Here is a 20,774-nt window from a genome sequence, read left to right as displayed (position 1 = left end):
ACCGGTGGACGCTCCCGGCCGGGCGGGGTGCGGCGCGGCACGATGGACGGCGAGTCGGAGGGAGTGGCGGAGCGGATGACGGGCGAAGCGGAACGAGGCGTTCCCGCCGGGGTGTTGGCGGCCGAGCGGGCGGCGGCGCGGCTGGGGTTCACCAAGAGCTGCACCCGGGAGGTCGGCCGGCTGCGCCTGCGCTACCTGACGCATCCGGCGCTGGAGGCGAGCGAAGTGCTGACCACGCCCGGGAGTTCGGCCGTGCTGGCCGTTCGACGGGCCTGAGCGGAGGGCCTGGGCGGATGGGGCGGATCGAGACCTCCCGGCCGAAGCCGCTGGGCCGGAAAACCGTTGGGCCCCGCAGGGTGCACCCCTCTACGCTCGGCGCACCGGACGGGCGAGCACGGGGGAGCCGATGAGCGGGGCCGAGGCGGTACGGGCCGCCAATGCGATGGGGGAGCGCTGGGTCGGGCAGGCCGACCTGCGGCGCGGGACGGTCCTGATGCCGGCCGGCGTCTGGCCGCTGCTCGGGCTGCTGGCCCCGGCCGGAAGCACCGCCGTCCAGGGCGAGTTGGCGCAGGCGCTCGGGGTGCCGGTCGCGGCCGCCGCCGAGCGGGCCGGTGAACTGCTCGGCCTGCTGCGGTCCATCCCGGCGGTGCGCTCGGCGCTCGGGGTGTGGAGCGATGACCGGCTGAGGCTGCGCCCGGAGTGGCTGGCCTCCGTCCCGGCGGACCTGGCCGGCCGGCTGACCGGTGACCGGGAGCGGGACCGCGCGCTGCTGGACGCCTGGGCGGTCGAGCGGACCGACGGCGCGATCGAGGAGATGCCGATCCAGCTGACCCCGGACTCCCGGCTGGTGCTGGCCGCGGCGCTCACCGTCCGGACGGAGTGGATCAAGCCGTTCAGGGACTACGGCGCCTTCGGGGAGCCCAGGGCGGACGGCTGGGACCGGGCCGTCCACTACCTGACCAGGGCGACGCCCCTGCTGGACCGCGCCGCCCTGCTGGAGACGCCCGTCGGCCCGGTGACCGAGCTGCAGGTGCTCGGCTACCGCGACATCACCGTCCATCTGCTGCTCGGCGAGCCCGAGGCCGCGCCCGGGGGTGTGCTGGCCGCCGGGATCGGGGCGCTCGCGCAGCGGCACCGCCGGACCCCTGCCGACCGGCTGCCCTTCGGCGACGCCGGCCCCGGGCTGAGCATCGAGGCGGTGCGGCGGTTCGTACCGGAGGACGTCCTGTTCGCGGCCGTCCCGAAGTTCACCGTCGGGGCCGACCACGACCTGCGGGCCCGCCGCGCGCTGTTCGGGCTGGAGACGCTCGCCACCCCGTCCGAGACCGAGGACCGGTTACCGGGCCTGCACGACGGTGCGTGGCCGCTGTTCGTCGACAGCGCGCGCCAGGCGGCCACCGCGTCCTTCGGTGCCCGCGGGTTCCGGGCCGCCTCGGTGACGGCCATGGGGATCGCGGGCGCCGGCGCGGGAGGCTCCCGGAGGCCGCCGTACCTGCGGCGCTTTGTCCAGGTGGACTTCGGCCGCCCGTTCGGCTTCCTCGCCGTCCACCGGCTCTCCGGGCTGGTCCTGGCGGCCGGTTGGGTCACCGACCCGGATCCGGGTGAGGACCCGTGGGCGGCGCTGCCGGGCGACTCCGAAGAGGACTGAGGAGGGCTGGGGAGGGTTGAGCGAGGGCTGGGGAGCGGCGCGTGATCGGGGCGGCGCGCCGTAACAGCCCCCGGCGCGGCGGGCGCGCTGCGAGACTGGGGTGAGCACAGTCCGACACGGAGAGAGGTCACACCCCGCATGCCCAGCAGCGCCGCCGTCGACAACCCGTGGTTCCGCCGGTTCAACCCGTCGGACTCCGCTCCCGCCCGGATCGTGATCTTCCCGCACGCCGGCGGCGCGGCCAGCTACTACCTGGGGTACGCCAACGCGCTGGCCCCGTACGCGGACGTGCTGGCCGTCCAGTACCCGGGCCGGCAGAACCGGTTCGCGGAGCCGGCGATCCACTCGGTGCCGGAACTCGCCGAACAGCTCTACCAGGAGCTGCGCGAGTGGATGGACCGTCCGGTCCTGTTCTTCGGGCACAGCATGGGCGCGGCCGTCGCCTTCGAGGTCGCCCGCCGCTTCACCCGGGACGGACTGGCCGGGCCCGAGCGGCTGTTCGTCTCGGCGGGCCGCGCGCCCTCGCTGCCCCGGGACAGCTCGGTGCACGCGCTGTCGGACGACGGCATGCTGCGGGAGATCATCCGGCTCGGCGGGACGGACGAGCGGATCCTCGACGTGCCGGCCCTGCGCGAGCTGGTGATCCCGGCGCTGCGGGCCGACTACACCGCGATCGAGACCTACCGGGCCGAGCCGGACGCCGTCGTCCCCCAGCCGATCACCGGCCTGGTGGGGGAGAGCGACGGCAACGCCACCGTCGAGCAGGTCGCCCAGTGGGAGCGGCACACCACCGGTGGTTTCAGTCTGCGGGTCTTCCAGGGCGGGCACTTCTACCTGGCGGAGCAGATCGACGCGGTGGTGCGGCTGCTGACCGCGCACCTGCGCGGCTGAGGGCCGAAGCCGCGCGGGTGACCGGGCGGGGGCGGGTCAGGTGGTGTAGTCGGCGTTGAGTTTGACGTACTCCTCGGTGAGGTCGCAGCCGTAGACGGTGAACGCGCCGTCGGCGATGCCCAGGTCGATCCGGATGACCACCTCCTCGCCGCCCAGGTACGCGCGGGCCCGGTCGAGGAGGGCCTCGCCCGGCTCCTCGGGGTACATCGGGAGGTCGCCGAACGCGATCCGGACGGCGGCCGGCTCGATGTCGGTCTCGTCCTGGAGCTTGCCGACGGCCATGGTGACGCGCCCCCAGTTCGGGTCGGCGCCGTGCACGGCCGCCTTGACCAGCGGGGAGTTGACCACGCTCTTGCCGACCCGCTTGGCCTGGGCGGCGTCGCGGGCCCCGGAGACCTCCACCTCGATCAGCTTGGACGCCCCTTCGCCGTCCGAGGCGATCTCGCGCACCAGGTGCAGGGCGCACTCGTACAGCGCCTGTTCGAAGGCGGCCGGGTCGACCGGGCCGGCCAGTCCGTTGGCGAAGACCGCGGCGGTGTCGCTGGTGGAGGTGTCGGTGTCGATGCTCAGCGCGTTGAAGGTCCGGTCCATCACCCGGCGGAACAGGGCGTCGAGTTCGGCGGCGGGGAGGTCCGCGTCGGTGAAGAAGAAGGTCAGCAGGGTGGCCATGTTCGGCTCGATCATGCCGACGCCCTTGGCGATGCCGACCAGCACGGCGTCTCCGCAGCGCGCGTGGACGTACTTGGGCCGGGTGTCCGTGGTCATGATCGCCCGGGCCGCCGCCGGGTAGTCGGCCTCGGGGAAGGGCCAGCTCAGGGTGGCGAGCCCGGCGCGGATGGAGTCCATCGGGTACGGGCGCCCGATCACGCCGGTGGAGCCGATGACGAGTTCCTCCGGGGCGATCCCGACCACCTCGGCGACCCGGCGGCGCACCTCGGCGGCGTTCTCCGCCCCGGTGCGCCCGGTGGCGACGTTGGCGTTGCGGGAAAGCACCACCATGCCGCGGCTGCGCCGGAGCGCGGCCGCCTCGCGGCTGAGCAGGACACTGGGCCCGGCGAAGCGCGAGCGGGTGAAGACCGCCGCGGACCGGCAGGGGACTTCGGAGACGACGGCGGCGAAGTCGTCCTCGACGTCCTTGAGGCCCATGTTGGTCGTGATGGCCCGGAAGCCGCGGGGTGTCACCGGCTGCATGGTCGATCGGCCCTCTCGGAGCGGGTGGAGTGACGGGAGCGCTGGATAGATTTGCAGAGTCATGGATACATTGGCAATCCCTTTGCGCTCAGGGGCAGGCCCGAATCGGATGCTTCATACTCAGGCTCTGTATGGATATGCGGAGTGCGGGGGTGGCGTTCCGGGTCGTCCATCCGGTCCGACCCCTGCCCGCGGCCCGGCGGCTCGGCTACTGTGCCTGCTGGACGCACCGTGTTCGAGGAGCCGACAAGCCGTCAGCAGACCACCGGGAGGTCACCGTATGCGCCGGATCGCCGTCGTCGGAGCGGGCCAGGCCGGCCTGCAGCTCGCGCTCGGGCTGCTGGCCGACGGGGACGAGGTGACGCTGGTCGCCGAGCGCACCCCGGAGCAGCTCCGGGGCGGGCGGGTGCTGTCCACCCAGGCGATGTTCGGCCCGGCGCTGCGGATCGAGGCGGCGGCCGGGCTGGACCACTGGGCGGGCGAGGCCCCGGTGGTGTACTCGGTCGACGCCGCGCTCGTCGCGCCGCCGGGCACCCGGGCGCTGGAGTTCACCATGACTTTGGACGAGCCCGCCCGGTCGGTGGACCAGCGGATCAAGCTCGCCCACTGGCTGGAGCTGTTCGCCGAGCGCGGCGGCCGGGTCGAGTACCGCTCGCTGGACCGGGCCGGGCTGCACGAGCTGGCCCGGCGGCACCGGCTGACCGTGGTCGCGGCCGGGCGCGGCGAACTGGCCGGGATCTTCGAACGCGACGCCGCGCGCTCGCCGTTCGACCGGCCGCAGCGCGCGCTGTCCTGCCTGTACGCGCACGGCGTCGGCGCGCCCGACCCGGCCGCCGGGCCCCGAGCCCGGATGCACGCCCTGCCCGGCCTGGGCGAGCTCTACCTCCAGCCCGCCCTGACCCGCTCCGGCCCGTGCGACATCCTGCTCTGGGAGGCGCTGCCCGGCGGCCCGCTGGACGTGTTCGGCGACGGCCCCGCGCCCGACCTCCAACTCGACCGGATCCGGGCACTGTTGGCCGAGTACCTGCCCTGGGAGGCGGAGCTCTGGCGGGCCGCCGAGCCGACCGACGCCGGGGCCGGGCTCTGGGGCGCGGTGACCCCGGTGGTCCGCCGCCCGGTCGCGGAACTCGGCACCGGCGTCGACGCCGTGCACGTGCTGGGCCTCGGTGACGCGGTGGTCGTCAACGACCCGATCACCGGTCAGGGCGCCAACGGCGCCGCCCGTGCGGCGGAGGCGTACCGGCGGGCGATCCGCGAGCACGGTGACGCCCCGTTCACCGCGGACTGGATGTGCCGCACCGCCGAACGGTTCTGGCGGCAACACGCCCGCCACACCGTCGAGTTCACCGCCGCGATGCTGACCATGCCGGACCACCTGCAGGCGGTCTTCGCGGCCGCCGCCGAGCACCCGGAGGTCGCCCGGCGGCTGGCCAACACCTATGCGGAGCCGAGCGACCACGCCGCCTGGCTGGCCACACCCGAACTGACCGCCGAGTACCTCTCCTCGGTGGGCAGTTGACTGCCGACGGGCAGGGCCGGGGGCGTCACACCAGGTCGTAGGCGGTGGGGCCGCGCCCCGCCCAGATGGTGCGGGAGGCCTGCCCGGGGTAGCGGACGGTCTCCGGGGAGGCGCTCAGCACCCGGGTGAGCTGGTGCTCCGGCTCGTGGGCGGCCCAGCCGGGCTCGCCGGTGGTGACGAACCGGGCCCAGGCCTGCCGCAGCTCCCGGGAGACCTCGACGGCCTCCGGGCCGGGCAGGTCGCCGAGGAAGTGCCGGCCCATCGGGCTGTCCAGGGTGCCGAAGGACAGCGGGACGTCCAGGCCGTGGCAGGCGCCGAACGCCCCGCCCAGGGCGGGGGCCGGACAGGCGAGTTCGAAGAGGTACGAGGTGCCGCCGGCCGCCGTGTTGCCCTCGGCGAGGTGGAGCGAGGGCATCCGGAACAGCGAGTCGGAGAAGACGGCTTCGACCAGCTCCCCGGGCGTGGCTCCGGGGAAGGCGGCGCGGTAGGCGCCCGGGCCGTCCGGGTGCGGGGCGAGCTGGTCCAGGGCGAGGGCGGCGTCCTGCTCGGTGAAGTTCCCGTGCCGGCCGGCGAGGACGGCGAACAGCCGGAACTCGTCCCGGGTGTGGCCGACCAGCAGTTCCGTCCCGGCGGCCCGCCCGGCGGCCAGGGCGGCCCAGGGCTCCTCGGTCAGGACCTCGCCGTCGACCACCGGGACGGTGGCGACGCCGGTGTGGGCGAGCCGCCCCCAGCGGGCGAGGTGCCCGGGGAGCGCGGCGCCGAGGTCGGTGACGGCCGCGGCCAGCTTCCAGGGGTCGACCTCGGCCAGGCCGGCGGCGGTGGGGGCGGCGCCGAGCCGCTCCGCCAGGGCGGCGGTGACCTCGGCGGCCAGGGCGGGGGTGGCGAGGTTGCCGCCGACGGAGTGGGCGACGGCCCGGTGGAACAGTCCGCGGGCGCGGGGCATGGTCAGCAGCGCGGCCACCGAGGAGGCCCCGGCGGACTGGCCGGCGATGGTGACCCGGCCGGGATCGCCGCCGAACGCGGCGATGTTGCGCTGCACCCATTCCAGGGCCGCGATCTGGTCGAGGAAGGCCCGGTTGGCGGGGGCGCCGTCGAGGAGCGCGAAGCCCTCCGCGCCGACCCGGTAGTTGACGGTCACCACGACCAGCCCGGCCCGGGCCGTCTCGACCGGGTCGTACAGCGGGTCGCCGGCGGTGCCCGAGATGAAGCCGCCGCCGTGGATCCAGACCAGCACCGGCAGCCCGGCCGCGTCCGGGGCCGGGGTGCAGACGTTGAGCGTCAGCCAGTCGGTGCCGGTGGTCGGTTCGGCCTGCAGCGGCCCGGACTGGGGGACGACGGGGCCGAACTCGAAGGCCTCGCGGACGCCGTCCCAGCGTTCGGGCGGGGCGGGGGCGGCGAAGCGGAGCGCCCCGACGGGCGGCCGGCCGTACGGGAGGCCGCGGAAGACGGCGAGTCCGCGGTCCAGGAGGCCGCGGACGGCTCCACCGGTGGTGTGGGCGACGGGCTGTACGAGCATGGGACGCTCCTCCCTCGGAATGCCTCCCACGTTAACGGTCGGCGAAGTGGCCCGGGAGGCCGGAGGTGTCGCCCGGTGGCGGCGTGGGAGGCTGGGCGGACGCCCGCCGCGGCACCCCGTGACGTCGACCCCGTGACCAGGAGCCCCCGCATGGACCGACCCGCCGTCCTCCGCCTCGACGCCACCGCCTCCGGGCACCCGGCGGGCATCCTGGACGCCGCCGAGCAGGCCGAACGCCGGGGCATGGACCGGCTGGTGGTCGCCGAGACCGCCTACGACCCGTTCCTCCAGCTCGCCCGGGCCGCCGACCGCACCCGGTCGATCGAGCTGGCCACCGGGATCGCGGTGGCCTTCGCCCGTACCCCGATGACGCTGGCCTACCAGGCCTGGGGGCTGCACGCGGCCTCCGGCGGACGGGCCGTCATCGGGCTGGGTTCGCAGGTCAAGCCGCACATCGAGAAGCGCTTCGGGATGCCCTGGGACCGTCCGGCCGCCCGGATGCGGGAGTACGTGCACGCGGTGCGGGCGATCTGGCACAGCTGGCAGACCGGTGAACGGCTGCGGTTCCGGGGCGAGTTCTACACCCACACGGTGATGACGCCGGTCTTCTCGCCCGACCCGGTCCCGGCCGGGGTGCCCCGGATCCTGCTCGCGGGCGTCGGGCCGCTGATGACCCGCACGGCGGGGGCGGTGGCCGACGGCTTCCTCGCCCACCCGTTCTCCTCCACCGCCTACCTGGCCGAGCAGGTGCTGCCCGGGCTGGTCGGGGCGCGCGAGCAGGCGGAGGCCGAGGGCGCCGGGTGGACCGGGCGGCCGTTCGAGATCGTCGGCAACGTGCTCACCGCCACCGGCCGGACGGAGGAGGAGCTGGCGGCCAACCGGGCCGGGGTGCGCGAGCGGCTCGCCTTCTACGCCTCCACCCCGGCCTACCGCCCGGTGCTGGCCCAGCACGGCTGGGAGGACCTCCAGGAGGAGCTGCACACCCACTCGGTGCGCGGGCGCTGGGCGGAGATGACGGCGCTGGTCTCGGACGAGGTGTTCGACACCTTCGCGGTCTCCGGCACCGTGGAGGAGGCGGCCCGGGAGATCCACCGCCGGTACGCGGGGCTGGTCACCCGGCTGTCCGTCAACCTGCCCGAGGAGGCGGACCCGGCGCTCGGCCTGGACGTACTGGCGGCGGTGCGCGCGCTGGGCTGATGCGCGCGTGGGGGCTGATGCGTGCGCCGGGCCGAGCGGAAAGCGGTCCGGGACCGGCCGGGTAAGAGTCCTGATCGGTCAGTACATGGTCAAGACCGGGCACCTTCGGGCAAGCAGTTCCCGGCGGCCCGACCGGGCGGCAGGATCGCGCTGGGCAGGTGCATCGTGCCGGGGCGGCGCGCGTCTGTCATGCCTTGGCCATCCGCCGACGATCGTGGGGGTGCCCGCATGTCCGTGTCCGACGATCGCACCGCAGACGATCGCACCACAGCAGAAGTGCACCGGACCGAGGGCCCGGACGAGAGCGAGGAGCCGTACCGGAGCGAGGAGCCGTACGGGCCGGAAGACCGGTGCGGGAACTGGGGCCTCGTCGAGGACGGCGAACTGGCCGACCTCGACGAGTTCCTGCGCGTCTGCGCCGGACTGACCGGCTTCGACGTCCCCGAACTGCGCGCCACCGGCATGGCGGACGAACACCACCGGACCGCCCTGGCCCACCGGGTCCGCGACGAGCACGCCCTGGTCCACCTCTGGTACATCGGCGCCCGGCCCGGCGAAGCCCCCAGCTCCGCCCGCGCCCACGACCAGGGCCTGGTCTGGCGGACCTTCCGCGCCAGCCCGCCCGGCGCCGCCGCCCCCGGCCACGGCAGCTGGGCCCAGGCGCCGCGCGGAGGTGAGCGGCGGTGAGAGTGCGGCGGAACGGTCCGGGGAGCGACGACACCCGCTGGGACGCCGTCGTCGTCGGCGCGGGTTTCGCCGGCAGCCTGGTCGCCCAGCGCCTCGGCGCCCGGGGCTGGCGGGTCCTCGTCCTGGAGGCCGGACGCACCGCGCCCACCGCCGGCGGCACCCACCTGATGGGCGACGCGCCCGGCACCTCCGTGGTCGACCAGTGGCAGCGCTGCTGGGACCACCCCAACCTGTACGCCGTCGGCTGCGGCTCGATGCCCTCGCTCGGCACCTCCAACCCCTCGCTCACCATGGCCGCCCTCGCGCTGCGCAGCGCCGAACGGATCCACCAGGACCTGCTGGCGCTGCGCCGGCCGGCCGCCCTCTCCGCGCCCTCCCCGCCTTCCTCCCCGCCTTCTTCCTCGCCCTCGGAGCCCTCATGACCGGCCTGCCGCTGCCGCCCGTCCCGGAGCCGTACCACCTGCCCTTCCACTACGGCGCCTTGCACAACATCGGCGTCGACTACCTGGTGGAGCCCGAGCGGGCCCGCCGACTGCTCGACAAGCGCCACCCCGCCCTGACCGCCGCCGTCTTCGACGGCGGGGCCTGCGTCTCGCTCAACTACCAGCTGTACTTCGCCCAGTACCCCCACGGCGGCGGCATCACCGAGGAGCTGGAGATCAACCTGATCGCCCACCCGGTGTTCGCCGAGGAGCGCATCCCGGTGGTCAACTACGGTCAGTACGCCCGGGGTTACGACCAGACCAAGCTGCTCGGCATCGCCCGGCTGCACGTGCTGTGCGACAACCCGCTCGCCATCGACGCCGGGCGGCGGCTGTACGCCGAACCCAAGCACCCCGGCTGGTTCGAGACCACCCTGCCCTCGCTCAACGCGGCCGCCGTGCGCGAACGGTGGAGCATCTCCTGCCGCCGGGCCGAACTGGGCACGGCCGGGTCGGGCACGGCCGGGCTGCGCCGGCACCAGGAGGAGATCCTCGCCCTGGACGTCGACCTGACCGGCCTCACCCCCGAGTCCGTCGACAGCACCCCGATCACCGGCTACGGCACCGACGACGAGGGCAAGCTGCTCGCCGGCCCGCTCAACGTCCACCACCCCTACCGCTACTACGCGTTGGACGACCGCACCGCCGACCGGGTCCGGCTCGACCTCGGCAACCCGGCCGAGGAGGCCGCCCGCGACCTCGCCCTGCTGATCGGCGACGCCCCGGCCGCCGGGGTCTGGACCTACCAGTCCGCGCCGGTGGCCGCCCATCACCGCCCGTACTACGCCCGGTGACGGCCCACCTCTTCCCGGCCGGGAGCACCGCCGTACGCCGGGACGTCGTGGGCGGCCGGATCTGGACGGCCATGCCGTACACCGTGCTCGCGGACGACGGCGCCACCCTGACCCTGACCGCCCGCCCCGGCACCGAGAGCCTCGCCCCTGCCAGCTGGACCACCTCCCGGCGCCACGGCGACGTCGCCGCCCGCAGACGCGGCCTCGACGACCTGGCCACGGGCCGCTGGGAACTCGACCACTGGACCTGGCGCGACACCGTGGTGATCGGTCGCTTCACCGCCGGGGAACCGTACAGCGTGCACCGGTTCCTCAGCCCCGAGGGCCGCCCGCTGTGCTGGTACGTCAACTTCGAACTCCCGTACCTGCGGACGGCCATCGGCATCGACACCTTCGACCTCTACCTGGACCTCGTCGTCACCCCCGACCTCGCCTCCCACACCTGGAAGGACGAGGACGAGTACGCCGAGGCCCGGCGGCTCGGCGTGATCGACGACGCCACCCACCGTCAGGTGGACCGGGCCCGCGACCAGGCCCTGGCCCAACTCCACGACCGCACCGGCCCGTTCGCGCCCGACCCGGAGGCCTGGACGCTCCCCGCACCGGGCCCGCTGCCCGTCCTGCCGGACACCGTCCTCAGCACCCCGGCGGCCCGGGGCTGAGGGCGGCGCGCCGACTGCTAGGCTCCCGCGCCATGACGGAGGACGGGGAACTGCACCACGGCGGGGACTACCTGCGGGTGGCCGAGCGGACGGCGGACCCGGAGGTCCTGCGCCGACTGGCCCGGGCGGACTACCCGTTCGTCTGGCACGCGATCGCCCGGAACGCCGCCGCGCCCGCCGACCTGCTGGCCGCGCTGTCCGTCCGACGGAACAGCATCGCCAACGACAACCACCTGCTCCGGCTGGTGGCCGCCCACCCCGCGCTGACCGGTGCGGAGCTGGAGGGGCTGGTCGCCGTGCTGGCCGAACGCCTGCGGGAGGGCGACCGCCCGTACGCGGCCGTGCTGGAGCTGGCCCGACGGACGGAGCCGGCCGCCGGGCTGCTGCTCCGGCTGGGGCAGCAGCCCGGGGCCTCGGCGCGGCTGCGCCGGGGGATCAACCGGAGGCTGGCGGCGCGGCCGGTTCCCTGACCGCCGGCGGGGCCGGACCGTCGGTGGCGTCGGTGGCGTCGGTGGCGTCGGTGGCGTCGGTGGCGTCGGCGCTGTCGGCCGGGGCGTGGGCCCAGCGGCCGGCGAGCACGGTGCCGACGAGCAACTGGAGCTGGTGGTAGGCCATCAGCGGCAGCACCATCGCCCCCGCCTCCGATCCGAACAGCACGGTCGCCATCGGCAGCCCGTTGGCCAGGCTCTTCTGGGAGCCGCACAGCATCGCCGCGATCGCGGCCGGCCGGTCCAGCCCCAGCACGCGTGCGCCGAGCCCGGTGGCCGCCAGGGCGGCCGCGAGCAGGGCGAGCAGGACCACGACCATCCCGAGCAGGGCGACGGGCGTCGCCTGGTGCCAGATGCCCTGGGCCACCGCCGCGCTGAACGCGGTGTAGACGACCAGCAGGATCGAACCGCGGTCCACCGGGGTCAGCACCCGCTTGTGCCGGGAGACCAGGCCGCCGATCCACGGCCGCAGGGCCTGTCCGAGCAGGAACGGCGCCAGCAACTGGAGACCGATCCGCAGCAGCCCGTCCGCCGAGAGCCCGGCGTGCGAGCCCAGCAGCCCGGCGACCAGGAGGGGAGTGAGCAGCAGCCCGGCGAGGCTGGAGTACGTCCCCGCGCAGATCGCCGCCGGGACGTCGCCCCGGGCGGCCCCGGTGAGCGCCACGGAGGACTGCACCGTGGACGGCACCAGGCAGAGGAACAGCACCCCGGCCTGCAACTGCTCGGTCAGTGGCACCGGCGTGAGCAGGGCGGTGGCCAGGCCGAGCAGCGGGAAGAGGGCGAAGGTGGCGGCGAGCACCAGCCCGTGCAACCTCACGTGCCGCAGCCCGGCCAGGGTCTCGCGGGTGGAGAGCCGGGCCCCGTAGAGGAAGAACAGCAGCGCCACCGCGATGTCGCAGGCCGTCGCGGCGATTCGGGCCGAGGCCCCGGAAACCGGGAACAGCGCGGCCAGGCCGACCGCCCCGGCCAGTGCGAGCAGGTACGGATCGAACCTGCGCCGGCGTCGTGGGCGGGTCGGGCGTGCGGTGCGGGTCGGGCGTGCAGCGGGGGTCGGGCGTTCGGTGGGGGACGTCATGGCGGACCTCCGCCGCCGACCAGGCCCCCGATCAGCGATCCGGAGCCGTCGTGGTCACTCCCCGCCGACCCGCCGCCCTGCTGGACGTTGGCCGTGCGGTCGACCTCCAGCCAGGAGTCGGCGTTGGAGTTGTCGATGACCGTGACCGGACTTCCGCCCGCGACGGCCGGGACCGCGCCGACCGCGAGCAGGGCGCACGCCCCGGTCAGCCCCAGGACGGTGGCCCGCAACGCGGCGGCCGCCGAGGACGGGGCGGGCCGGCGCGGCCCGGGGCTCACACCGTCACGTCCGCGAGCCGGCGGGAGCGGGCGATGTTCCGCTCCAGCAGCTCGGTGGACTCCCGCACGCCGACCGGTTTGTTCTGCCCGGCCGTGGCGGGCAGCCGTCCGTCGGCGGTCTTCAGACCGGTGAGCGCCTCGTCGATCGCCTGGTGGGCCGCGAACAGGCACGGGGTGCTGTAGATCGCCACGTCGACGCCGAGCTCGGTCAGCTCGGAGAGCGACAGCCGGGGGGACTTGCCGCCCGCGATCTGGTTGAAGAGCAGCGGCTTGTCGCCGACCTCCTTGCGGATCCGGCGGATCCAGTCCTCGCTGCGCACGCCGTCGACGAGCACCACGTCGGCGTCCGTCTCGGCGAGCGCACGGGCGCGGCGCAGGATGTCCTGCTCCTCCGTGGCGTCGGTGCGGGCGACCACCAGGAGGTCGGTGCGGTCGGCGAGGACGAGTTCGAGCTTCGCCAGGTACTCCTCCAGCGGGAGGACCTGCTTGCCGTCGGCGTGCCCGCAGCGGCGCGGGCGCTTCTGGTCCTCCAGGATCACGCCGGAGGCGCCGATGGCCTCCAGCCGGCGCACGACGTGGCAGGCGACCTCGGGATCGACGTAGCCGTCGTCGATGTCGACCAGCAGGTGGTGCCGGGGGAACGCGCCGCGCAGCCGTTCGACGAAGGCGACCATGTCGGGCCAGGCGATGAAACCGATGTCCGGAAGGCCGTAGTAGGAGGCGGCGAAGCCGAACCCGGAGACGAACATGCCGTCGTAGTGCTCGGCCGCGATGGAGGCCGAGTACATGTCGTGGACGCCGATCAGGGGGGTGGTGCCCTGGTCCGCGATCGCCGCGCGGAGCCGCTGCCCGGGGCCCGCGGGGGTGGAAGCGTGGAACATGGGTCTCTCCTCACTCGCAAGGATTTTGCCTGAACTTGGCTTTCTCAAGGCCAAACTGAGGTGACATCACTCTGTGGGCTTTAATGCTCCATAGGCAAACCTTTAAGAGCGATTCACCCATGTGAGTGAATGACTTTTCGACAATACGTCAGTCATATGAAGTGAATATTCCGGGTCCGATCCCACGCCCGGATGACGGCCGCACTTCGGGCCGCTGAACGGTGCGGACCGCAGGTGACGGCATCGGATGCCCCGTCGTCACCGCCGCACCGCAGGTCCCCGCCGCAACGCGGAACGCCGCCGCAGCGGGTGCTGCGACGGCGTTTCACGGGGTCGGACGGATGCCCGGATTCAGTTGTGGAACGGTCGGGCCGGCGCCGGGGCTGGGCTCGGCCCGGGGAGCGGTCAGGCGCTCGGGGTGGGGCGGACGGCGCGGCGCTCGCGCAGCGTCCGCAGGACCCGGCGGGTGGCCCGGGTGGCGACCGGCGGCAGCAGGTCCAGGGCGAGCCGGCGCGGGGCGGAACGCTGGAGCTGCGCGGGCGTCTTGACCTGGTAGTTGAGCCGCAGCACCTGGTGCCCGGCGATGGTGTCCTCGTCGACGGTGTAGTTTTCGGCCCGCCAGTCGCGCTCCAGCAGGACCCGCCGGGCGGCGTCGGCGTCGCCCCAGGTGCCGTAGAACTTCATCGGGGTGAGCAGCACCGGGCGCAGCCCGTCGGTGAACACCGCCTCCCAGACGGCGGCCGAGACGCCCGGGGTGTGCTCGGAGCGGTAGTCGTCCAGCGAGACCAGGCCGTCCTTCGTCAGCGCCGACCTGGCCACCCGGATGTCCGCGCTGACGTGCTCGTACAGGTGCGAGGCGTCGACGTGGACGAAGCGGCAGCTGCCCGCCGGGATCCTGCCGTCGGCCAGGACGGCGGTGGGCGCCTGGACGATCTCCGGCAACTCGTCGTGGAAGGCGAGGTAGTTGGACTCGAAGGCGCTGCGGGTGAGCGTCTTGCGGTAGGACATCGCCATCTCGGCGGCGTTGTCGGCGTCGCCCGCCTCGGAGTCGAAGAGGTCGCAGACGGTCAGCCGCTCGCCCGGCTGGAGGTGGTCCCCGAGCAGTACGGCGCTGCGGCCGAGGTAGCTGCCGAGCTCCAGGATGTCCCCGCTGACCCCGGCCGCCGTCTGGGCGGACAGCAGGTGGGAGAACGCGGCCCGGTCCAGGCCGAAGAACCAGCCGGGGATGTCGTCCCGCTTCAGCGGGGCGGGGCTCGCGGCGGCGGTCTCTTCACTGGGCACGGCTGCCTCCAAGGCGGGCGGGGCGCGGTGGTGGGTCACGCCGCGGAAGGCGCCGTGGTCGTGAGACGGATCATCATAGCGAGGCCCGGGCTCCGTGGGGCCGGGTGCCGAAAGGCGCAAGTCCGGTCCGCCGCCCGGTTGTTCGACGGGGTGTGCGGACGGGACGGCCGCGCTGCGGACCGTTCGGGCGCTACCGGTCCTGGTGGCTCCCGGTGCCCTCGGCGCCCGCCGCGCCCTCCAGATCGGCGATGGTCTCGGCCAGCCAGGCCCGCTCGGCGGCGCCGGAGGCCCGGGCGACCAGCAGCATGCCGCGCCGGAACGGGTTCGGCTCCCGCTCGGCGGTGACCGGCCGGCCGTCCCCGTCGTAGAAGAAGCTGCTCGGCGCCTCCAGGAAGGCCAGTCGGCGGCGGAGCACGGCGGCCTGTCGGGCCGGGTCGGCGAGCTGGTGGAGGAAGGTGGCGAGGGTGAAGAAGCGGATCTGGTCGGTGATTTCGGCCTGCTCCGGATCGGCCAGCCGCCGCAGCAGTTCCGAGCGGCCCTCCCCGGTGAGTTCCAGGGTCTGGCGCGGGGCTGCCCCGGTGCCGGGCTCGGTGCGGCGGCGCAGCAGCGCGGCCTTCTCCAGCCGGGTGATCGCGGGGTAGAGCGCGCCGTCGCTGACCGGTCGGACGTGGCCGGTCAATCCGGTGATCCGGGACTTGAGTTCGTAGCCGTGCAGGGGCTGGTCGTACAGGAAGCCGAGGATCGCGAGGGTCAACACGGTCGGAGCCCTTTCGTCGGAGTGCGCCCCATGATGCGCCCCATCGTGGGAGTCATGCTACCTCTTGTCGCGGTATATCGAATCGATGTATATCTCTTCGAGGCAGTCGCCTGCGACGGAGTGGGCGGCACGAGAAGAGGGGGTGGCCATGCGTGAACAGTCGTTCCGGCTGGCCGTACTGGCCGGGCCGGTCTACGCCGAACTGCTGTCCGGGGTGACCGCCTCGGTGATCGGCACGCTCTGGGTGGCCGGCCTCGGCGGCGCGGCCGTCGCCGCCGTCACCCTGGCCGGCACCCTCGAGAACCTGCTGCTCGGGCTCGTCCTGGTGGTGTCCTCCGGCGTCAGCGTCCGGCTCGCCCGCGCCCTCGGCGCCGGCGACCGGGACGAGGCCGCCCGCACCACCCGCGCCGCCTGGCGCCTCTGCGTCCTCGGCAGCCTCGCCCTCGCCACCCCCGGCTACCTGCTGCGGGACCGGATCGCCGCCGCCTTCCTCGACGGCGAGGCCGCCGCCCGGGCGGCCGACTACCTCACCGTCGCCTTCCCGGCCTTCGCCCTGTTCTTCGCCCAACGCGTCGCCGACGAACTCTTCAAGGGCGCCGGGGACACCCGCACCCCGATGCGGATCGCCCTGCTCTCCAACGCCCTGCTGCTCGTTCTCGACCCGCTGCTGATCCTCGGCCCGGGCCCGCTGCCCGCCCTCGGCGTCCCGGGCGCGGCCCTCGCCCTGGCCGCCTCCCGGGCGGTCGCCCTCGCCGTCACCCTGCGCCGACGGCCCCGCACCGGCCGTCCGGTCGGGGGCGTCGGCGCGGCCGCCGTCCGGATCCTGCGGGCCGGTGCGCCCTTCGGCCTGGACTTCACCGCCAGGATGGCCGTCGGCACCGCCCAACTCGGCCTGGTCGCCGGCTTCGGCGTCGCGGCGGTCGCCGGGTACGGCATCGGCTACCGGCTGCTGCTCGTCCTCACCATGGCCTTCTACGCGCTGCGCCAGGCCGCCGCCCTCCAGGCCGCCCGGCTCAGCGGCGCCGGCGCGGACGCCCCACTGCACGCCCTCCACCGCGCTGTCGCCCGTTCCGCAGCTCTGCTGGGCGCCGTCGCGGCCCTGCTCGCGGCCTGCGCGGCCGGCCCGCTGACCGCCCTGTTCACCGACGACCCGGCCGTGACCGCCCAGTCCACCGGCTTCCTCCAGCTGGCGGCCCTCTACCTGCTCCCGTACGCCCCGGCGGTCGCCCTCGGCGGCTACCACCAGGCCACCGGAGCCGGGCGGCCACTGGTGCTGTCGGCCGTCGCCGGGCTCGGCGCCCAACTCGCCGCTGCGGTCGCCCTGTCGGGACCGCTGGGGGTGAGCGGGGTGTGGCTCGGCCAGAGCGTCGGGGCGGTGGTGCAGCTGGGGCTGCTGGTGGCGCTGACGCGGGGCCGGGACGCCCGGGTGCCGGTGGCGGTCGAGTGATCCGGGAGGGGTGGCCGGTGGCTCGGGACGGGACGGGACGGCGGGCCGGGGCGATGGGAGGGTGGTGGCGCGGCCGCGGCGGGCCCGACCCCTGTGCGGGCCCGCCGCGGCCGGTCAGGCGGTGGTGCCGGGGTGCGGGTGGAGGGACTCGGCGAAGGCGCGGGCGGCGGCGAGGTCGTGGGGGCCGGGACGGTGCTTGCTGATGCCGCCGACCAGGCGGAACGGGAGCCAGGTGTCGTGGCCGCGGGTGGTGAAGGTGTCGACCACGTGGAAGCCCTTGGGCTCCAGGAGACGGGCCAGTGGGCCGGTGAAGGGGCGGAAGCCGGGCTCCGGGAGGCCGCTGGTGGCGAACACGAAGGCCCGGGTGGGGTGTTCGGCCGCCGGGAGGGCGCGGACGAAGTCGCGCAGCCGCGGGTGGAGCCGGCCGGTGAAGACGCCCGAGCCGAAGCCGACCAGGTCGTAGCCGCCCAGGCCGGCCGGGTCGAGCTCCTCCGGCTCGACGACCCGGGCGGCCAGTGGGCGGGCCATGGCCTCGGCGATCCGCCGGGTGTTGCCGTGGGACACCGAGACGCACACGATGACGGCCTTCATGATGATGACGCTCCCTTCGTTCTGCAGGTACCAGGTGGACCGGGCAGGACGGCGGAACGTGACATCGGGGCCGGGGCGTGTGGTGAAAACGCCCGTTCACTTGGAGGAGACGCTCCACGGATGTCCGCCCGCCGCAGCGGCGTTGCCGAGCAGGGCAGTCCACGCGGCGTCGTCCCCCCGGAGAACGTCGAGGAGGTAGGCGGAGATCGCGTCGGCGACGAGGGTGACGCGGGCGGGGTCCTCGTCGGTGGTCTCGGCGACCTGCTCGCCGGCGAGGCCGCCGAGGGTGTGCTCGCCGTCGGCGATGGTGAGCAGGCTCTTCGGGGACGGGCTGAGGTGGTAGGCGTCGGTGAACCACTCCGGTCCGCGGGTGGTGAGCCGGGACTGGTCCTTGCCGCCCGCGATGACCAGGGCCGGAGCGGCCATGGTGGAGAAGTCCGGCCTCATGAAGGGAAGGTGCTCGGCGGCGAAGGGGGTGAGGGTGTCACCGGTGCCGGCCGCGGTGATGAGCGCACCGGCGGTGACCGCCGGATGGGAGAAGTCCTCTCCGGGAATGCCGTCGGCGTCGAACACGCGCGCGCCGAGGAGCGCACCGGCGGTCTGGGCGCCCCAGGAGTGGCCGACGACGGCGATGCGCCTCCGGTCGACCCGGGTGTCCAGGTCCCCGGCCTGGGCGAGGATGTCGTCGAGGCCGTCGAGGACCGCGTGGAGGTCGGCGATCCGGACGCGCCAGATGGTGGCGAAGCGCGGGTCGTCGAGTCCGAGGCCGTTGCGGCGGGAGTCGAGGTGGGTGGGCTGGACCACGACGAATCCGGCCGCGGCCCACCGGTCGACGAGCGGCTCGTACGCGTCCAGGGACCACGCGTTGCCGTGGGAGAAGACGATGACGGGCAGGTGCTGTCCCGCCAGCGGGGCGGTGACCTTCACCTGCAGCTCGATGCCACGGTCGGGCGCGGGAACGCTGATGGGCTTGACTGCGACGATCCGCCGGTCGCGGTGGCTGGAAGGCATGGGGAACCTGCGCTTTCTCGAGGGGATCGCTCTGCCATACTTTGGCGGAGCGTCGTTCCGCCAAGTTAGCGGAACATTGTTCCGCGAGTAAAGGGAGGGCCCGTGCCGGAATCGGTCGGAGTACGCCGAGCACAAGCGCAGCGCACCCGCAGCAGCGTGCTGGCGGCCGCGGCGGCGGTCTTCGTTGACCAGGGCGTCCAGGCCCCCGTGCGCGACATCGCCGAACGCGCCGGCGTCGGCGTCGGAACGATCTACCGGAACTTCCCGACCCGGCCGGACCTCGTCGCCGCCGTCTACCGGCACCAGGTCGACACCTGCGCCGCACTCGCGCCCGAACTCCTGGCGGAATCGGCCACCCCGTTCACCGCCCTGACCCGCTGGACGGAGGCGTTCGTGGAGTTCCTGGTGACCAAGCACGGCCTCGGTGCCGCGCTGGGGTCCGGTGACCCAGGACTGGAGAGCCTCCACGCCCTCATGCTCGACACCCTGATCCCGGCCTGCGCGACGGTGCTCGACGCCTGTGTCGCCGCCGACGAGATCACCCCCGACATCAGCGCCTACACGCTCCTGCGCGCCATCGGAAACCTCTGCATCACCGGCCCCGACTACGACCAGGCCGACGCCAGGCGCATGGTCGCCACGCTCCTCGCCGGATGCCGCCGCAGGGCGTAGGCGGGCGAGCGCCGCTGGGTGCCCGAGTGCACGGAGAAGGACGGGTGGGCTCCGCCCGCGCCTGCCCGGTGTGCGTGGTGGCGGGTGAGCGCGCCCCCGAGGCGCCCGGGCGCACCCTGGAACACGCCCGCACCATTGGCAGTCCCTTTTCACTCCCCGCCCCATCCGTCGCATTTCCGCACAGCCGCCCCCGGCGCCATTCCAGTCACTCTGCCGCGCCCGTGAAAATCTGGTGCGGGGCCGTCGGGATCCGACTGCGACGGTTTCGGCCAACCAATTCGCGGGCGTCATCAGGTGCTACGCCCGTGGTCGGAAGCCGCATCAGGGATTTCGCCGGTCCGATTCCCGTGAGAATTGCTTTCCGTTCAATCGGAAGGGGTTGCGAGCGGGTGATCCGCCGTGAAGACTGTTCCGCGTTCGTCTTTCGAACGTACGGACCGTCCAGGATTGCGCGGTCACCCAGGGCTGTTGCGGCGGGCATCGCGCGGCGGTCGCGGGGGAGGCGCGCAGGGGGGATTGCGATGCCGGGTGGGGCGACCCTGCGGGGTGTGGGCCGACGGGTCCGCAGGCCGGAGTGTTCGGGGTGGCAGCTTGGTCCGGCCGGCCGGGGGCGGGCATTCGGCCGCCCGGGTTTTCCGGAGTAGCCGGGAAATCAGGTCGTATTCGAGCGGTCCGGCCGCGGTGCGCCGTTGCGGCGTGGAACGGCTTCGCGTGCGCCGTTGTCGCCCCGGGGCGCGCCGGGAGCCGACTCCATTCCCGTTCGTGTCGGGTCGGCCGTGGCCGGGACGGCGTCCGGTCATTCCCGCCGTCCGTGCCGCTCTTTGCGCCGGAGAGCGCTGCCGGCCGGAAATCTGGTAAGGCGTTCCTCAGCAATCCGGAATTCATCCGCGGGTGCGCCGTCGCGCCCGCACCCGAGAACCAGTCAACGGGAGCCACCGCCCATGCCGTACCCCGCCACCGCGCCGGTCCGCGAGCGCGCGCCGCAGCAGCTGCGGCGCGCGCTCCAGCACCGGCTCGACACGCTCGCGCGCCGCCACCGGGTGCCCGGTGCCCAGCTGGTGCTGGACACCGGGTCGGAGGTCGTCGCCCTGCACACCGGCGTGGCCGACGCCGCCACCGGCGCCCCCTTCACCGAGGACACCGCCGTACCGGTCGGTTCGCTCACCAAGCCCTACACCGCGGCCCTGGTGGTGCTCCTCGCCGACGACGGGGACCTCGACCTGGACGACCGGGTCGCCGCCCACCTCCCCGAGTTCCGCCACCTCCGCGACGTGACGGTCCGTCAACTCCTGAGCCACACCGGCGGACTTCCCACCGGCCCGGACTCCGACGCGGCCGCCCGGACCACCGCGGCGCGCTACCTGGCCTCGGTCTGCACCGCCGAGGACGCGCTGTTCCCGCCCGGGACGGGCTTCTCCTACTCCAACGCCGGCTATGTCGCCGCCGGGCGCCTGGTCGAGACGGTGACCGGGATGCCCTGGCAGGAGGCGGTGGCGGCGATGCTGCTGGAGCCGCTCGACACCGTGCCCGCCTTCCTGGGGGCCGGTACGCCAACCCGCCCGATCGCCGCCGGGCACGCGCTCAACACCGCCACCGGGCGGGTCCGCCCGGTGGCGCAGAACCTGGCGCCGCTGGAGGCGCCGGCCGGGGCGCTGCTGGTGATCGCCACCGACCTGGCCGCGCTCGGCGCGGCGGTGACCGGCCGG

The 20,774-nt window shown here is 74.3% G+C and carries 22 protein-coding genes; 13 read left to right on the top strand and 9 right to left on the bottom strand.

Annotation, left to right across the window (positions count from 1 at the left end; all coding sequences use genetic code 11):
* Window positions 1-75: 75 nt before the first annotated feature.
* The 3 genes from BG452_RS48010 to BG452_RS02975 all read left to right on the top strand — a co-directional run bounded on the left by BG452_RS48010 (window position 76) and on the right by BG452_RS02975 (window position 2,539).
* Entirely contained in the window at window positions 76-276 is a 201-nt protein-coding gene (locus BG452_RS48010; RefSeq protein ID WP_411292874.1) for a hypothetical protein, read from the top strand.
* Window positions 277-406: 130 nt separating this feature from the next.
* The gene (locus BG452_RS02980) at window positions 407-1,648 is read left to right on the top strand and encodes a serpin family protein (RefSeq protein WP_188302548.1); all 1,242 of its coding nucleotides are present in this window, start codon (window positions 407-409) and stop codon (window positions 1,646-1,648) included.
* A gap of 138 nt (window positions 1,649-1,786) precedes the next feature.
* Complete coding sequence (locus BG452_RS02975) at window positions 1,787-2,539, top strand: thioesterase II family protein (RefSeq protein ID WP_188302547.1); 753 nt, start codon at window positions 1,787-1,789, stop codon at window positions 2,537-2,539.
* Window positions 2,540-2,575: 36 nt separating this feature from the next.
* On the opposite strand, the gene argJ is transcribed toward BG452_RS02975, so the two are convergent.
* A complete protein-coding gene (gene argJ, locus BG452_RS02970; protein ID WP_188302546.1) occupies window positions 2,576-3,730 on the bottom strand; it encodes a bifunctional glutamate N-acetyltransferase/amino-acid acetyltransferase ArgJ in 1,155 nt (384 codons plus the stop codon).
* A gap of 280 nt (window positions 3,731-4,010) precedes the next feature.
* On the opposite strand from argJ, the gene BG452_RS02965 reads away from it, so the two are divergent.
* Complete coding sequence (locus BG452_RS02965; protein WP_188302545.1) at window positions 4,011-5,249, top strand: styrene monooxygenase/indole monooxygenase family protein; 1,239 nt, start codon at window positions 4,011-4,013, stop codon at window positions 5,247-5,249.
* Window positions 5,250-5,274: 25 nt separating this feature from the next.
* Here the strand turns inward: BG452_RS02965 and BG452_RS02960 are convergent, their stop codons facing one another.
* Window positions 5,275-6,765: a carboxylesterase/lipase family protein gene (locus BG452_RS02960; protein WP_188302544.1), complete on the bottom strand. Its 1,491-nt coding sequence runs from the start codon at window positions 6,763-6,765 to the stop codon at window positions 5,275-5,277.
* 150 nt (window positions 6,766-6,915) lie between these two features.
* Here BG452_RS02960 and BG452_RS02955 point away from each other — a divergent pair, with 150 nt between their 5' ends.
* From BG452_RS02955 to BG452_RS02930, 6 genes are all read left to right on the top strand, one after another.
* Window positions 6,916-7,962 (top strand): TIGR03617 family F420-dependent LLM class oxidoreductase, encoded by a 1,047-nt coding sequence (locus BG452_RS02955; RefSeq protein ID WP_188302543.1) that lies wholly within the window; start codon window positions 6,916-6,918, stop codon window positions 7,960-7,962.
* A gap of 228 nt (window positions 7,963-8,190) precedes the next feature.
* Window positions 8,191-8,649 carry a hypothetical protein gene (locus BG452_RS02950; protein WP_223241677.1) on the top strand — a complete coding sequence of 153 codons (459 nt, stop codon included), beginning with the start codon at window positions 8,191-8,193 and terminating at the stop codon, window positions 8,647-8,649.
* A complete protein-coding gene (locus BG452_RS02945; protein ID WP_188302542.1) occupies window positions 8,646-9,071 on the top strand; it encodes a GMC oxidoreductase in 426 nt (141 codons plus the stop codon). The genes BG452_RS02950 and BG452_RS02945 overlap by 4 nt, the downstream gene beginning before the upstream one ends.
* On the top strand, window positions 9,068-9,925 hold the full coding sequence (locus tag BG452_RS02940) for a hypothetical protein (protein ID WP_188302541.1): 858 nt from the start codon (window positions 9,068-9,070) through the stop codon (window positions 9,923-9,925). Before BG452_RS02945 ends, BG452_RS02940 begins: the two co-directional genes overlap by 4 nt.
* On the top strand, window positions 9,922-10,587 hold the full coding sequence (locus BG452_RS02935) for a DUF402 domain-containing protein (RefSeq protein ID WP_188302540.1): 666 nt from the start codon (window positions 9,922-9,924) through the stop codon (window positions 10,585-10,587). Before BG452_RS02940 ends, BG452_RS02935 begins: the two co-directional genes overlap by 4 nt.
* A 32-nt stretch (window positions 10,588-10,619) precedes the next feature.
* Window positions 10,620-11,057, top strand: coding sequence for a hypothetical protein (locus tag BG452_RS02930; RefSeq protein WP_188302539.1), 438 nt, complete (start codon window positions 10,620-10,622; stop codon window positions 11,055-11,057).
* On the opposite strand, the gene BG452_RS02925 is transcribed toward BG452_RS02930, so the two are convergent.
* The 5 genes from BG452_RS02925 to BG452_RS02905 form a co-directional block, all read right to left on the bottom strand.
* Complete coding sequence (locus BG452_RS02925; protein WP_188302538.1) at window positions 11,023-12,150, bottom strand: bile acid:sodium symporter family protein; 1,128 nt, start codon at window positions 12,148-12,150, stop codon at window positions 11,023-11,025. The genes BG452_RS02930 and BG452_RS02925 overlap by 35 nt on opposite strands.
* Window positions 12,147-12,428 carry a hypothetical protein gene (locus BG452_RS02920; RefSeq protein ID WP_317620876.1) on the bottom strand — a complete coding sequence of 94 codons (282 nt, stop codon included), beginning with the start codon at window positions 12,426-12,428 and terminating at the stop codon, window positions 12,147-12,149. Before BG452_RS02920 ends, BG452_RS02925 begins: the two co-directional genes overlap by 4 nt.
* Window positions 12,425-13,309, bottom strand: coding sequence for an oxaloacetate decarboxylase (locus tag BG452_RS02915; protein WP_188302537.1), 885 nt, complete (start codon window positions 13,307-13,309; stop codon window positions 12,425-12,427). The genes BG452_RS02920 and BG452_RS02915 overlap by 4 nt, the downstream gene beginning before the upstream one ends.
* Window positions 13,310-13,714: 405 nt before the next feature.
* Complete coding sequence (locus tag BG452_RS02910; protein ID WP_188302536.1) at window positions 13,715-14,590, bottom strand: class I SAM-dependent methyltransferase; 876 nt, start codon at window positions 14,588-14,590, stop codon at window positions 13,715-13,717.
* Window positions 14,591-14,780: 190 nt separating this feature from the next.
* On the bottom strand, window positions 14,781-15,347 hold the full coding sequence (locus BG452_RS02905; RefSeq protein ID WP_188302535.1) for a PadR family transcriptional regulator: 567 nt from the start codon (window positions 15,345-15,347) through the stop codon (window positions 14,781-14,783).
* Between the two features lie 148 nt (window positions 15,348-15,495).
* On the opposite strand from BG452_RS02905, the gene BG452_RS02900 reads away from it, so the two are divergent.
* Window positions 15,496-16,794 (top strand): MATE family efflux transporter, encoded by a 1,299-nt coding sequence (locus BG452_RS02900; RefSeq protein WP_188302534.1) that lies wholly within the window; start codon window positions 15,496-15,498, stop codon window positions 16,792-16,794.
* Window positions 16,795-16,908: 114 nt separating this feature from the next.
* Here the strand turns inward: BG452_RS02900 and BG452_RS02895 are convergent, their stop codons facing one another.
* Window positions 16,909-17,385, bottom strand: coding sequence for a flavodoxin family protein (locus BG452_RS02895; RefSeq protein ID WP_188302533.1), 477 nt, complete (start codon window positions 17,383-17,385; stop codon window positions 16,909-16,911).
* 96 nt (window positions 17,386-17,481) lie between these two features.
* Window positions 17,482-18,396 (bottom strand): alpha/beta hydrolase family protein, encoded by a 915-nt coding sequence (locus BG452_RS02890; RefSeq protein WP_188302532.1) that lies wholly within the window; start codon window positions 18,394-18,396, stop codon window positions 17,482-17,484.
* Between the two features lie 102 nt (window positions 18,397-18,498).
* Here BG452_RS02890 and BG452_RS02885 point away from each other — a divergent pair, with 102 nt between their 5' ends.
* Window positions 18,499-19,068: a TetR/AcrR family transcriptional regulator gene (locus BG452_RS02885; protein ID WP_188302531.1), complete on the top strand. Its 570-nt coding sequence runs from the start codon at window positions 18,499-18,501 to the stop codon at window positions 19,066-19,068.
* A 941-nt stretch (window positions 19,069-20,009) separates the two neighbouring features.
* Window positions 20,010-20,774, top strand: a 765-nt coding sequence (locus tag BG452_RS02880; protein ID WP_188302530.1) for a serine hydrolase domain-containing protein, incomplete at its 3' end; no start/stop codon positions are given.

Source organism: Streptomyces sp. CBMA123 (assembly GCF_014596465.1).
Taxonomy (GTDB): Bacteria; Actinomycetota; Actinomycetes; order Streptomycetales; family Streptomycetaceae; genus Kitasatospora.
This window is presented reverse-complemented; position numbering and strand designations above follow the sequence as displayed.

Excerpts from the sequence above, each read along its gene's own strand:
- BG452_RS02940 (WP_188302541.1), top strand. The coding sequence starts at position 9,068 with ATGACCGGCCTGCCGCTGCCGCCCGTCCCGGAGCCGTACCACCTGCCC.
- BG452_RS02960 (WP_188302544.1), bottom strand. The coding sequence starts at position 6,765 with ATGCTCGTACAGCCCGTCGCCCACACCACCGGTGGAGCCGTCCGCGGC.
- BG452_RS02895 (WP_188302533.1), bottom strand. The coding sequence starts at position 17,385 with ATGAAGGCCGTCATCGTGTGCGTCTCGGTGTCCCACGGCAACACCCGG.
- BG452_RS02915 (WP_188302537.1), bottom strand. The coding sequence starts at position 13,309 with ATGTTCCACGCTTCCACCCCCGCGGGCCCCGGGCAGCGGCTCCGCGCG.
- BG452_RS02975 (WP_188302547.1), top strand. The coding sequence starts at position 1,787 with ATGCCCAGCAGCGCCGCCGTCGACAACCCGTGGTTCCGCCGGTTCAAC.
- BG452_RS02955 (WP_188302543.1), top strand. The coding sequence starts at position 6,916 with ATGGACCGACCCGCCGTCCTCCGCCTCGACGCCACCGCCTCCGGGCAC.
- BG452_RS48010 (WP_411292874.1), top strand. The coding sequence starts at position 76 with ATGACGGGCGAAGCGGAACGAGGCGTTCCCGCCGGGGTGTTGGCGGCC.
- BG452_RS02965 (WP_188302545.1), top strand. The coding sequence starts at position 4,011 with ATGCGCCGGATCGCCGTCGTCGGAGCGGGCCAGGCCGGCCTGCAGCTC.
- BG452_RS02925 (WP_188302538.1), bottom strand. The coding sequence starts at position 12,150 with ATGACGTCCCCCACCGAACGCCCGACCCCCGCTGCACGCCCGACCCGC.
- BG452_RS02890 (WP_188302532.1), bottom strand. The coding sequence starts at position 18,396 with ATGCCTTCCAGCCACCGCGACCGGCGGATCGTCGCAGTCAAGCCCATC.
- BG452_RS02930 (WP_188302539.1), top strand. The coding sequence starts at position 10,620 with ATGACGGAGGACGGGGAACTGCACCACGGCGGGGACTACCTGCGGGTG.
- BG452_RS02950 (WP_223241677.1), top strand. The coding sequence starts at position 8,191 with ATGTCCGTGTCCGACGATCGCACCGCAGACGATCGCACCACAGCAGAA.
- argJ (WP_188302546.1), bottom strand. The coding sequence starts at position 3,730 with ATGCAGCCGGTGACACCCCGCGGCTTCCGGGCCATCACGACCAACATG.
- BG452_RS02900 (WP_188302534.1), top strand. The coding sequence starts at position 15,496 with ATGCGTGAACAGTCGTTCCGGCTGGCCGTACTGGCCGGGCCGGTCTAC.
- BG452_RS02980 (WP_188302548.1), top strand. The coding sequence starts at position 407 with ATGAGCGGGGCCGAGGCGGTACGGGCCGCCAATGCGATGGGGGAGCGC.